At 46.2% G+C, this 12350-nt stretch carries 13 protein-coding genes, 3 tRNA genes, 1 riboswitch and 1 other annotated feature; of the genes, 3 read left to right on the top strand and 13 right to left on the bottom strand.

Going from position 1 to position 12350, the window contains the following annotated elements:
* Position 1: 1 nt before the first annotated feature.
* The 6 genes from purQ to leuS all read right to left on the bottom strand — a co-directional run bounded on the left by purQ (position 2) and on the right by leuS (position 5855).
* Positions 2–673 carry a phosphoribosylformylglycinamidine synthase subunit PurQ gene (gene purQ, locus FC96_RS00080; RefSeq protein WP_056941562.1) on the bottom strand — a complete coding sequence of 224 codons (672 nt, stop codon included), beginning with the start codon at positions 671–673 and terminating at the stop codon, positions 2–4.
* Positions 670–930, bottom strand: a complete 261-nt coding sequence (gene purS, locus FC96_RS00075; protein ID WP_056941561.1) for a phosphoribosylformylglycinamidine synthase subunit PurS — start codon at positions 928–930, stop codon at positions 670–672. The genes purQ and purS overlap by 4 nt, the downstream gene beginning before the upstream one ends.
* Positions 931–942: 12 nt before the next feature.
* A complete protein-coding gene (locus tag FC96_RS00070) occupies positions 943–1653 on the bottom strand; it encodes a phosphoribosylaminoimidazolesuccinocarboxamide synthase (protein ID WP_370866761.1) in 711 nt (236 codons plus the stop codon).
* Positions 1654–1670: 17 nt separating this feature from the next.
* Positions 1671–2792: a 5-(carboxyamino)imidazole ribonucleotide synthase gene (purK, locus tag FC96_RS00065; RefSeq protein WP_056941559.1), complete on the bottom strand. Its 1122-nt coding sequence runs from the start codon at positions 2790–2792 to the stop codon at positions 1671–1673.
* Positions 2776–3258, bottom strand: coding sequence for a 5-(carboxyamino)imidazole ribonucleotide mutase (gene purE / locus FC96_RS00060; RefSeq protein WP_054660311.1), 483 nt, complete (start codon positions 3256–3258; stop codon positions 2776–2778). The genes purK and purE overlap by 17 nt, the downstream gene beginning before the upstream one ends.
* A gap of 176 nt (positions 3259–3434) precedes the next feature.
* Positions 3435–5855 (bottom strand): leucine--tRNA ligase, encoded by a 2421-nt coding sequence (gene leuS, locus FC96_RS00055; RefSeq protein WP_056941558.1) that lies wholly within the window; start codon positions 5853–5855, stop codon positions 3435–3437.
* Between the two features lie 69 nt (positions 5856–5924).
* Positions 5925–6132 (bottom strand) — a binding site (T-box leader).
* 106 nt (positions 6133–6238) lie between these two features.
* On the opposite strand from leuS, the gene mnmM reads away from it, so the two are divergent.
* The gene (gene mnmM, locus FC96_RS00050; RefSeq protein WP_056941557.1) at positions 6239–6805 is read left to right on the top strand and encodes a tRNA 5-(aminomethyl)-2-thiouridylate-methyltransferase MnmM; all 567 of its coding nucleotides are present in this window, start codon (positions 6239–6241) and stop codon (positions 6803–6805) included.
* Positions 6806–6849: 44 nt separating this feature from the next.
* Here mnmM and FC96_RS00045 read toward each other — a convergent pair whose 3' ends face one another.
* The 3 genes from FC96_RS00045 to metK form a co-directional block, all read right to left on the bottom strand.
* A complete protein-coding gene (locus FC96_RS00045; RefSeq protein ID WP_082593161.1) occupies positions 6850–7095 on the bottom strand; it encodes a DUF960 family protein in 246 nt (81 codons plus the stop codon).
* A 122-nt stretch (positions 7096–7217) separates the two neighbouring features.
* Positions 7218–8684 carry an MDR family MFS transporter gene (locus FC96_RS00040; protein WP_056941556.1) on the bottom strand — a complete coding sequence of 489 codons (1467 nt, stop codon included), beginning with the start codon at positions 8682–8684 and terminating at the stop codon, positions 7218–7220.
* A gap of 110 nt (positions 8685–8794) precedes the next feature.
* Positions 8795–10000 carry a methionine adenosyltransferase gene (gene metK, locus FC96_RS00035; protein ID WP_056941555.1) on the bottom strand — a complete coding sequence of 402 codons (1206 nt, stop codon included), beginning with the start codon at positions 9998–10000 and terminating at the stop codon, positions 8795–8797.
* Positions 9998–10088, bottom strand: a riboswitch (SMK box riboswitch). (Overlaps the previous gene by 3 nt.)
* A gap of 389 nt (positions 10089–10477) precedes the next feature.
* On the opposite strand from metK, the gene FC96_RS12985 reads away from it, so the two are divergent.
* Both FC96_RS12985 and FC96_RS00025 read left to right on the top strand, forming a co-directional pair.
* Positions 10478–10921, top strand: a complete 444-nt coding sequence (locus FC96_RS12985) for a hypothetical protein (protein WP_056941554.1) — start codon at positions 10478–10480, stop codon at positions 10919–10921.
* 94 nt (positions 10922–11015) lie between these two features.
* Positions 11016–11402, top strand: a complete 387-nt coding sequence (locus tag FC96_RS00025; protein ID WP_054660305.1) for a hypothetical protein — start codon at positions 11016–11018, stop codon at positions 11400–11402.
* A gap of 66 nt (positions 11403–11468) precedes the next feature.
* Here the strand turns inward: FC96_RS00025 and FC96_RS00020 are convergent, their stop codons facing one another.
* The 4 genes from FC96_RS00020 to FC96_RS00005 form a co-directional block, all read right to left on the bottom strand.
* Positions 11469–11882 carry a hypothetical protein gene (locus FC96_RS00020; protein WP_054660303.1) on the bottom strand — a complete coding sequence of 138 codons (414 nt, stop codon included), beginning with the start codon at positions 11880–11882 and terminating at the stop codon, positions 11469–11471.
* A gap of 122 nt (positions 11883–12004) precedes the next feature.
* Positions 12005–12089 (bottom strand) — tRNA-Leu (locus FC96_RS00015).
* Positions 12090–12141: 52 nt separating this feature from the next.
* Positions 12142–12212 (bottom strand) — tRNA-Cys (locus tag FC96_RS00010).
* A gap of 28 nt (positions 12213–12240) precedes the next feature.
* Positions 12241–12312, bottom strand: a tRNA-Gln gene (locus FC96_RS00005).
* Positions 12313–12350 lie beyond the last annotated feature (38 nt).

Raw genomic sequence — 12350 nt, 5'->3', positions numbered from 1 at the left:
GCTACACCATCCTTAGTAAGGTTGTCTGAAGAGACTGAAGCAATAATCGGCCGTCGGCACCACCAAGTAACTCATCCATCGCCCGCTCCGGATGCGGCATCATCCCAAGCACATTCCCGGCTTGATTTGTGATTCCTGCGATATTGTGGACACTACCATTAGGGTTGTCAGTATATTTGAAAACAATCTGGTGATGTTGCTGAAGTTGGTCAAACGTGGTCGCATCACAGTAAAAGTTGCCATCGCCGTGGGCAATCGGAAGTCGAATAGTTGTATTTTGCGACAGTTGATTGGTAAATGGCGTGGCCGTATTCAGGACTTCGAGTGTGGTCCAGTCGCAAACAAATTGACCTTTGGCGTTCCGTTGTAACGTCCCAGGTAGTAACCCAGCTTCCGTCAGAATCTGAAAACCATTACAAATACCTAGAACAGGACCGCCTGCCTGAGCAAACGCCTTGACAGCGGCCATAATTGGGGTCCGACTCGCAATTGCCCCACATCTTAAGTAGTCCCCGTAAGAAAAGCCGCCAGGCAAAAAGACGGCATCCGCACCGGCTAGAGACGTCGCAGTATGGGGCACCAAAACGGCCGCTTCACCGAGGCCGTCGCGGACAGCTGAGATTAAATCTTGATCACAGTTGGAACCAGGAAAAGTCACGACTGCCACTTTCATGAGTTCACCGCCATCTCTTTGACTTCAAGGACGTAGGTCTCCATTGTGGGATTGACTAATAATTGATCACACAACTGACGCGCAATTGTCTCAGCCTCCGTCAATGAATCAGCCGCCAGGGTTAATTCGAAGTGCTGACCCCGTTTAACCTGTGCAACTGTCGCGACGTTTAACTGATTCAGCGCTTTTTTTATGGCTACAGCTTCAGGGTCTAAAATAGATGGTTTGATAGTGATCATAATTGATGCGAGATACATGACTTAGCCTCCTTAGTTCAAAACCGCTAACAATCGATCCAACACCGTTCGGTAACCGCTCATGACGTCGCCGCTCCGATGCCGAAAAACGTCTTTGTCCAGTGACTGGTGAGTTTCTTGGTCGACTAATCGGCACGAATCTGGCGAAATCTCATCGGCTACCCGAATTTCACCATCCGGGGTTTTACCGAATTCCAACTTAAAATCGACTAGATCAATATCAATTTTTGCAAACAATTGTCGCAGTGCCATATTGACTTGCTCTGCCAGCCGACTAATCACGGCTAAATCAGCTGGGGTTGCCAAAGCTAATGCTTGAATTTGGGACTCGTTGATAAACGGATCATCTAAGGCGTCGCTTTTTAAGTAATATTCGTGGACCGGTCGATCAAACGGTTTGAGATAGGCCACTTGAAACTTTTTTTGAAAACTACCGGACGCAAAATTACGAATCACCACTTCTAACGGCACCATCTGCATTTTATAAACCAGTTGATCACTTGCTGAGATTTTTTCAATGAAATGCGTCTTAATTCCAGATTCGTTTAAATAATTAAAAATAAGACTATCAATTTCGTTATTGACTAGTCCCTTTTCCGCAACCGATTCCTTGCGTTTACCATTCAATGCGGTTGCCTGGTTCAAATAATGGACACGGACGACTTCCTCATTTTCAGTTGTATATAGTTGTTTTGCCTTACCCTCTGTTATTAACGTGGCCACTAGAAAAGTCATCCTTCCTATCGAAAATCCTGAGTTGATACCAATAAGGGGTCAAGATCTGAGCCGGTTACCGTAATGTGCCCCATTTTCCGACCCGTTCGAATGGTTTGTTTCCCGTAATCATGAAAATGCCATTCAGGGTGCTGGACTAATTTCTGGCGAGCAATGACGAGATCATCTCCCAGCAAATTAACCATCACCGCTTTTTGAGTTTGCTGAATCGGCGGTATCGGGAGACCACAAATACTACGAATATGAGCCTCAAATTGAGAAACATTACAAGCCTCAATACTGTAATGACCCGAATTATGGGGTCGCGGGGCTAACTCATTAATCATCAACTGCCCATCGGGACGTTCAAAAAACTCAATTCCCAACACCCCTCTCAATGCCAAGGCTTGCGCAACTTCACCAGCAATTTTTTGTGCTTGGTCAACCACTGGTTGTGAAAGTTGGTCGGCCACAATACTCGTTTTTAAAATATGGTGGCGGTGTTGATTCTCGCTAACCGGAAAGGTCACCGTTTGGCCGCGGCCGTCTTGGGTCACCATGATCGACAGCTCACGGTCAAACGTTTGCCGGCGCTCATAAATCCAAGTTGTCTGGGAGAGTTGTGGGGCGATGGCTTCCAAATCGGTGGTTTCATTGATGTCCACTTGACCATGGCCGTCATAGCCACCGGTCACCGTTTTCAAAATCCCTGGGCACCCAATTTCTTGCCGGGCGCGTTCTAAATCACCGATGGTGTGAATTTCCGAAAATGGCGTGACTGGTAGGCCGTGAGCCACGCAAAATCGTTTTTCATTCAACCGATTACCGGTTATCGTTAATAGGTCAATTCCCTGAGGGACTGCCGCGATTGCCGTCACTTGCTGAAGCGCCTGTTGATCAACATTTTCAAATTCATAAGTCAAGACAGCTGAGGCGCGCGCCAATTGGGTTAAACTTTTAACATCGGTATAATCGGCGATAATTTGAAAGTCAGCTACTTGCGCTGCCGGCGCCTCTGGGGTTGGATCTAATACCCCGACCTTATAACCCATTGACTTGGCAACAAGTGCCATCATCTGACCCAATTGACCGCCCCCAATAATTCCAATTGTGGCTGGTGGCAAAATCACATCATTCGAGGGTTGCATTACTAGCGATGGCCTCCTTCGTTTGAGCTGACCGATACTCAGCCAACCGTTGACTCACTTTTGAATCCCGAAGCGCAACAATTTCAGTAGCTAGAATGGCTGCATTCTTTGCGCCGGCGTTGCCAATCGCGACAGTTGCAACCGGCACTCCTGCTGGCATTTGAACAATGGATAACAGCGAGTCTAGGCCGTTTAAGGCCTTTGTTTGGATTGGCACGCCAATCACCGGTAACGTCGTATTAGCGGCAATCATGCCTGGTAAGTGAGCGGCACCGCCAGCACCAGCAATCACAACCTGGTAATGTTCGTCTTTTGCCGTTTCGCCGAACTGTTGTAACTCCCGCGGCATTCGGTGGGCCGAAATAACTTGAACTGTGTAGGTCACACCAAGCTGGTCTAACAGCGCTGATGTTTCCTGCATTATTGGCCAATCAGACTTTGAACCCATGACAACTGCTACTTGCATGAAGGACTATCTCCCATCCATTAGATTACCTTGAGGGTACCAAGCTAAGCGTCAATTGTCAACTTAAAACAGAACTATTTGGTTATATCAACTAATCAATGTTCGTATTTAATAATATAAAAAAAAGAGCCGACTTAAAGTCGACTCCTACCTGGTACTCGAAACTCTGTCGTGGGTTATTTGGCCACGATATTAACAATTTTCTTTGGTACCACGATCACTTTTTTAATGTCATGACCCTCAACATAACTCTTAATGACCTCGTCAGCCAAGGCTTGTTCTTTAATAGCATCCTCTTCGGCGTCCGTCGCCACCTTAATGTGAGCGCGAACCTTACCGTTAACTTGCACAGCCAATTCAACTGAGTCCACTACGAGCTTAGATTCGTCAAAGGTTGGCCATTGAGCGTAAGCAATTGTTGAATCATGCCCTAACAATGACCAGAGTTCTTCAGTAATGTGCGGCGCGATAGGGGCTAGCATCTTCACGAGCCCTTCCATGTACACAAGTGGCAAACTATCTGCTTTAAATGCTTCGTTGACAAAGACCATCATTTGCGAAATGGCCACGTTAAACCGCAAAGCTGTCAAATCTTCAGTCACGGTTTTAACGGTTTGATTATAAATCAAATCGAGCTGACCATCGTTAAAGGTCGTGACCCGGTCACGTAGGTGATTATTATCATCGATCATTAACCGCCAAACGCGGTCTAACCAGCGATGGGCACCGGCAATTCCCTCGGTACTCCAAGGTTTTGAAGCATCTAACGGGCCCATAAACATTTCGTAAACCCGCAAAGTATCCGCCCCGTAGGCCTCTACAATTTCATCCGGGTTAATAACGTTGCCCTTCGACTTCGACATCTTCTCGTGGTTAGTCCCTAGAATCATCCCTTGGTTGACCAATTTTTGGAAGGGTTCCTTCGTTGGCACGACACCGATATCATACAAGAATTTGTGCCAGAAACGGGCGTACAGCAAGTGCAATACGGCATGCTCGGCCCCACCAATATAAAGGTCAACTGGCATCCAGTATTTTAACTTTTCGGGATCAGCCACTACATTTTCGTTGTGCGGGTCGATGTAGCGTAAGAAGTACCACGAACTCCCGGCCCACTGCGGCATTGTGTTCGTTTCACGCTTCCCTTTCCGACCATTTTCATCAACCACGTTGACCCAATCATCAAGGTTGGCTAATGGGCTTTCACCGGTACCAGAAGGTTCAAGTTGCTTAGCAGCTGGTAGTCGAAGCGGCAATTCTGATTCGGGAACCAAGGTTGTTTCTCCGTCTTCCCAGTGAATAACAGGAATTGGTTCGCCCCAGTACCGTTGCCGTGAGAAAATCCAGTCTCTCAACCGGTAATTAACCTTCTTTTGGCCGGCGTGATGAGCTTCCAACCAATCAATGGCCGCTTTAATCGCTGTCTTCTTGTCCATGCCGTTCAGAAAGTCGGAATTAATGTGGACCCCATCGCCCGTGTAGGCTTCTTGAGTTGTATCGCCACCTTCAATTACAGGCTTGATTGGCAGTTCAAACTTCTTAGCAAACTCGTAATCTCGATCATCATGGGCTGGAACGGCCATGATGGCCCCCGTCCCGTAAGAAGCCAGAACATAGTCACCAATCCAAATGGGAATTTGTTCGCCATTAATTGGGTTAATCCCATAAGCGCCCGTGAAGACCCCACTTTTATCTTTATTTAAGTCGGTTCGTTCAAGGTCAGAGCGACTTTCAATTTCCTTCTTGTAAGCGTCAATTGCCGCTTTTTGGGCTGGCGTTGTGATTTCATCAACCAACTCATGTTCTGGCGCCAAAACCATGTAAGAAGCCCCAAATAAAGTATCTGGTCGGGTCGTGAACACTTCGATTTGTTTGTCATCGTGCCCCGCAACCTTGAAGAAGACGCTAGCGCCTTCAGACCGGCCAATCCAGTTTCGTTGTTGTTCCTTAATACTTTCCGGCCAATCCAAATCATCTAAGTCATCAATCAAACGGTCAGCGTAAGCGGTGATCTTTAAAACCCATTGCCGCATTGGAACCCGGTAGACGGGATAGCCGCCCCGTTCGGTTTTGCCGTCAATGACTTCTTCGTTCGCCACAACGGTCCCACCCATGAAATCAGGCGCCCAATTAACCATAATTTCGTCTTCATAGGCCAACCCTTTTTCGTAAAGTTTTTCAAAAATCCATTGTGTCCACTTGTAATACATTGGGTCGGTCGTATTCACTTCCCGGTCCCAGTCGTATGAAAATCCAAGCGACCGAATTTGGCGCTTAAAGTTTTTGATGTTTTGGGCAGTAAAGTCCCGTGGGTTATGGCCGGTTTTAAGCGCGTACTGTTCGGCCGGCAAGCCGAAAGCGTCCCAACCCATTGGGTGTAAAACATTGTAGCCCTGCATCCGTTTCATCCGGGAAACAATATCGGTGGCTGTGTAGCCTTCCGGATGACCTACGTGTAAGCCTTGACCTGAAGGATATGGAAACATGTCCAAGGCATAATACTTCGGCTTGGATGAATCATCGTAGGTCTTAAAAGTCTTATTTTCTTTCCAATAATGTTGCCATTTTCGCTCAATGACGTCGTGGTTGTAGGCCAAACAAAACGCTCCCTTTCAAATAAAAAACTGCCTGAAAACTAAAAAAACCTATAAAAAACCACTGGTTTTTTATAGGACGGAAATTCCGCGGTACCACCTATTGTTCCCAATTAACTGGGCCCTCAATTATTTCGTAACGCGAAACACACGCCCTAACTTACTCAAATTCGGCTAGGAAAACTCCGAGACGAGTTCGAATCATCCTTTGGCGAGTTTCCAGCAACCACTCGCTTTCTGCATCAAAGAATCGCTTCTAATAGTCCTCATCAGTCTTTAATAGATTCAAGTGTCTCTATGCTACCAAAGCTCGCAGCAAAATGCAAGATACCAATGCCTTTGCTATAATTTGTTATACTAATAGAAAGAACTGAAGGAGGGATTTAATGGCTTTAAATTCAGTACTAACCTACGCACACGCCTTATTGAAACAAGCAGTCGGCCCAGGTGAAACCGTCGTTGACGCAACGGTCGGTAACGGCCATGATACAATCTTTTTAGCGACCCTAGTTGGCCCATCTGGCCGGGTTTTAGGGTTTGATATTCAAAAAGAAGCCCTCAAAGCCACCGAAACACAACTTGTCCTAACTGGCCAAACGCGGCAGGTCACTCTTATAAACGACGGCCATGAGCACCTCAAAAACCACTTAACAGCCGACCAGCAAATTGGTGGCGCCATCTTTAATTTAGGCTACCTACCAGGCGGAGACAAACAACTCACAACTCAATCCAAAACGACGCTTGAGGCCGTTAAGCAAGCGATCAACCTACTTCGCCGGGGCGGTCTCGTCGTCGTAGTCGTTTACCCGGGTCATCCTGCTGGTCGCTTAGAGCAAGATGCCCTACTTACCGCGGTGAAAGCCTTGGATCAGCAAACCTACAACGTCTTGCAGTATGCTTTTATCAATCAAATTCACGAGCCGCCTTTTCTCTTAGCAGTTGAGCGGAAATAAAAAACAATCAGCCTGCGGACAAACGTTCACAGACTGATTGTTTTTTATTGCATTGACTCTGCTGGTAATAAAATCAGCTGAGATTCACCGTCGTCATAGGCCCACACATCTTCGGGAATTTCTGAAGAATACGGAAACGGTGTGTCGAAACTAGCCACTAACGACTCGTTTTCGTAATAGTTATACCGTACCCGGTTGTTGTCATTGACTAACTTAAACGTGAGGGTTTTGGCTAAAGGAAAAACGCCTTGCAGATCGTTATCAATAATGAACCAAACCTGATCAATCATTTCGCCGGGAAGTGAATTAACCACACCATAACTTGCATAACGCTGCCGATTTTGATCAAATATTTTAACCGCCCCACTTTCAAAATTCCTACTTCTAAGTATACCGCAAGACGTTACATTCGTCAGTCTTCTAGCTTGTGCCGCCGATCAAAAGCATTGACCATGTAAGCGATTAAAATAAGCGCTAGACCGCCAATAAAAATACTGTGGAGGCCTGAATACAAAATATCGCGAAGTTGCGGTACAAGAGAATTTGGTAAGTTAACGGCCGTTTTAGGATTAATGAGCTGATTCATCATTTCCATCGAGACATGCCCGTTTTGAGCAACGCCGCGGGCCATTGACTGGTTCATCACAATTCCAAAAACAGAAATCATGAGCGTTTGGCCAAGGGTCCGACCGAGAGTGTTGATAGAAGTGGCGACGCCGATTGTCTCTGGCGTCGCTTCGCTTTGCGCTGTCACCGTTGTCGTCGTAATGGTAATCCCAAATCCGACCCCGCTAATGGCGGCAATTGGATAGAACCACCAATAGGCGGTATTGCCTGGTACCAGTGCCATCGCCAGGCTCCCAATTAGAATAAATAACAGGCTAAAATTGATAATTTTCCTGGGCGACCATTCTGCAATGAGCCGCCCAGCTAAAAAGGACCCAAAAATCCATAAAATAGAACTCGGTGTCACGACAAACCCAGCCATTGACGCGGGTAAACCGAGTAATCCTTGCATCCAAGTGGGCAGATAAACTTCGAATCCCATCAGATAGCCACTGACAACAGCAGCTACTAAATTCTGCGTCACAAACGTTCGATTGCTAAATAGAAAAAGCGGAATAATCGGGTTAGCTGTGCGTTTTTCATGCCAAATAAACACCGTCATTGCTAAAACGGCGACGATCAAACAAAGCGCGAAAATAGCCCAATTTGGGGTCGCCTCGCCTAACACTTGAAACCCGTACATTAACGCTAATAGTCCAATGGTCAGCAAAATGCTCCCCAGCCAGTCAATCACCAACTTTCCAGGGACACGCGTCTCCTTCAGAAAGATTGCAATCATCGCAAAGGCTAACAGTCCTACCGGCAGATTGATGAAAAAAATCCAGTGCCACGTGAGGTGATCGACAATGAAACCGCCAAGTAACGGTGCGACAATGGAGGCAATACCCCAAGCTGAACCGTTAAACCCCATTACTTTTGCCCGCTTTTCAACCGGGTAAATATCCGCAATGATGGTAAATGAAATTGGCATAATGGAACCGGCACCAATTCCCTGAACCGCTCGCCACAGTATCAAACTCGCCATGCTCGTGGAGAGCCCAGACAAAACTGACCCAGCGACAAAAACGGTGAGGCCAAACAAGAAGACCCGCTTTCGACCGAGCATATCTGCAACCTTGCCGTAAAGTGGCGTCGCAATTGCATTGGTCAGCAAAAAGATTGAAAAGACCCAATTCATTAATGACACGCCTTGCAGATCGCCAACAATTGTTGGCATTGCAGTTGAAACGATAGTGCCTTCAATTGCCGACATAAAGGTCGCAATAAAGATAGCAACTGTGACAAGTAATACATTTGTTTGTCGATTGGACATGAGTTTTCTCCTGATAAGTCCACTGGCCCGTCCCCCCAGTGGGATTAAGAGTACAACAACGACTCTCGCCCGAAAAAATGACGATCACCAAGGCGACCGTCATTTATTAATTAGTTTTGTTTTGAGGCAACATTCAACGCTGCATTTAACGCACCAACCTTATCCGTGTGTTCCCACGGTAAGTCAATATCGGTCCGACCAAAGTGACCGTACGCAGCCGTCTGTTTGTAAATTGGTCGTTTAAGATCCAACATTTTGATAATCCCGGCAGGCCGCAAATCAAAGATTTTGCGAACCGCGCTAATAAGATCACTCTCGGAAACAGTGCTCGTCTGGAAAGTGTTGATCGAAATCGAAACAGGTTCGGCGACGCCAATAGCATAAGCTAACTGGACCTCAACTTGGTGAGCTAAACCGGCAGCAACAATGTTTTTTGCAATATACCGGGCCGCATAACTAGCAGATCGGTCCACCTTTGTGGCGTCCTTTCCGGAAAAGGCCCCGCCGCCGTGGTGGGCATAACCACCGTAAGTATCGACGATGACCTTACGGCCGGTCAAACCGGCATCTCCTTGCGGACCGCCAATGACGAAACGGCCGGTTGGGTTAATCAAATACCGCGTCGCATCATCGAGCAACTCAGCCGGAATAACAGCCTTAATGACTTGCTCAATCACGTCTTTTCGAATCGTCTCAAGTGAAACCTCAGCATCGTGTTGGGTACTGAGAACAACCGTATCAATTCGACTTGGATGTCCGGCATCATCATATTCAACCGTGACTTCCGCCTTGGCATCGGGCCCTAAATAATCAAGGACGTGGTCTTTTCGAAGCGCCGCAATTCGCCGCATCAAACGATGAGACAAGGAAATAGCGAGTGGCATCAACTCTGGCGTTTCATCGATTGCATAGCCAAACATTAACCCTTGGTCGCCGGCCCCAATTTGATCCAACGGGTCGGCGTCGCCTTCGCGCGTCTCAAGTGAGTCATCGACCCCTTGAGCGATATCAGGTGATTGTTCGTCAATCGCAACCATCACCGCACAATTATCACCATCAAAGCCGTACTTACCATCGGTATAACCGATTTCTTTGATGGTTTCACGAACGACGTGTTGAATATCGACATAAGCGCTCGTCGAGATTTCGCCAAATACTAAAACCAGTCCCGTGGTCACAGATGTTTCACAGGCCACCCGAGCATCTGGATCCTGCTCGAGCATGGCATCAAGAATCGCATCACTGATTTGGTCAGCAATCTTATCTGGATGCCCTTCAGAAACTGACTCTGAAGTGAATAAGTGTTTTTCTTGCATGAATAAATTCCCCCAATTCTGATATTAGACGGTTACAAGGCAGCTTCACAAAAATGTGAATCCTATCGGGAATAGACTTATAACCTAACTAGCTTAACATAACTGGCGCTTTTTTTCACACGCAAATTTTGTTTTCGTTGACCAGTTTCGGTTTTAAGTTTACGATTATACTATCTAAAAATTGTGAGGAAAACTATGCTTAAAGCGACTTTATCTCGTCTGTTTCACAGTGTTAGAACCTGGCAAACCACTTTATTTGCTGGCCTTCAGGTATTTGGCCTAATACTGTATGCAAGCAGCACTCAATTTAGCGCCTACAATTCGCCCCGAATCAGCCAGATAACGTGGTTGATTGTTTGTAACTTTTTAATTTTCGGAACACTATACCAATTAATAATACCGGTCCTAGCCCAATCCCGCCTTAGTCAACTTTGGTTACTCACCACTAGCGTTAGTTGGTTGGTTGGGCTACTTATAATGCCGTTGAGCGTGACGCTGCTCACGGGTCTGACCTTACTTGATCTAGCTCTTCTGTTCTGGTTAAAAAGTCGGTTTTTCAATGAGTGGGGCCTGCTAACAACTGCCGTTTTACTTGGGCTGAATGCGACTAACTTTTTCTTAATTGATCATCAATATGTATCGGTCATTTTTTTAGTGTCATTAGCCTTACCCATCTGCTTGTATTTTATCTTTCTGGCCCCCTTTTTTACAGCCACTTATCTGATTCAACTTGAAATCGGCGGCACAATTGGTTGTCTGATAACGCTCATTAGCACTCACAGATCATTAATTGCAACTAGTGTTACATTGCTGATTATTGGTGGTTGGTTATTTATCATGCTAAAACAAGCGCGGCGCCCTAGTCAGTTAGCGCTACTATCAACCGTTTTAACAGTCATCGTTTTAATCATTAGCCGTTAAGGTTAAAAAAGTTTAAAACATCGCCGACTTTTGTCCCGCAGGGGTTTCGAATAGCTTAAGATGGCACTCAAAACAACTCGTGGGGGCCTCAAGTGTGATAAAAATTAAAGTCGTCGGTGACATTCAGAGCGGCCAACTACAACCAACTTTAACGGGCAATCCAATTGTTGATAATGCATTACTACAGCGATTCACCCAACAGTTAACGAATTGGTTGCAAGTTAATGATTTCGATGCTGATGTCGTTTTAGAGCGCCATTTCCGACCTACCGCCTTGGAACCAAGATCATTGCTCTTAATTGACGAAGAGATAGTGCCACAGCTCAATCTCGCGTCTGAACTGAGCGCAGTCACATTATTGATTCCGCATTCCGATTTGCTTCATGGTGATTCCACCAGTGTGCTGCAACAGGTTCGTGACTTTTTGGAAAATCACCCTACTGATAGGATAACCCAGTCGAGAAAAATTCATAACGACTAAAAAAGCGCTTAATCGCTAGCTAACCGATTAAGCGCTTTTCAGATGGTTTAACAAAAGTTAAACCGTTTAAAATAACAATTCCGGAAAGACAAATGCACCCTGTCTGACTGGGAACGTGTGTTTAATTGCTGATTCGAGATGGCTCAAAAATTCGTCACGACTCGCTAACCTGACGCCATGGTCGTACCCGTAAGTGTACTTCGAGGTGTACCGACCGTTGTTAATCTTAAAACCGTGGATTGCCTGCAATCCGATGCCGTGATAAACAACTTTAAAAGCGCAAGTGCCCTCTCTAACCAAGTAACCTTTGGCCTTCGAAATATCTTGATTAACCAATGTTAATGAATCTTGCATAGTGGCATTTTGGATCGTTAAACTTATATCAACGTAGCCCTTGGGCTTCAAATACGGGTCTGCTTTGACTGGAATTTTCATGAAGCAGTCTACTAACAGATCAATCGTTGGGTCGTGGTATTGCATGCTTGCCTCCAATGGGGGTGCCAACAGTATCAGTCAACTCCGAGCAGTATACCACGCTTCATTGGTCTAGACAAGTATTTAATGCAAAAAAAATCTCTCAATACTTGAGAGATTTCAATCGATACCGGAGGTGGGGTTCGAACCCACACGTCCTCAACGGACACTGGATTTTGAGTCCAGCGCGTCTGCCAGTTCCGCCACTCCGGCATAATTCAATTAGTAACAGATGATTTGTTGGAAGTCCATCCCGAAACGGGAAAGGCGGTAATCGGATTCGAACCGACGATGAAGGTTTTGCAGACCTCTGCCTTACCACTTGGCTATACCGCCATAATAAACTGAGATGGGATCGCTCCAACTGGGTTAGCTGGATTCGAACCAGCGCATGATGGAGTCAAAGTCCATTGCCTTACCACTTGGCTATAACCCAATCATCAAGGGCGGTATGTGGGACTCGAACCCACGCGT

This window comes from Secundilactobacillus kimchicus JCM 15530, from assembly GCF_001433995.1.
Taxonomy (GTDB): domain Bacteria; phylum Bacillota; class Bacilli; order Lactobacillales; family Lactobacillaceae; genus Secundilactobacillus; species Secundilactobacillus kimchicus.
Note: the sequence above shows the minus strand (reverse complement) of the source record. Positions and strands in the feature narration are given on the sequence as shown.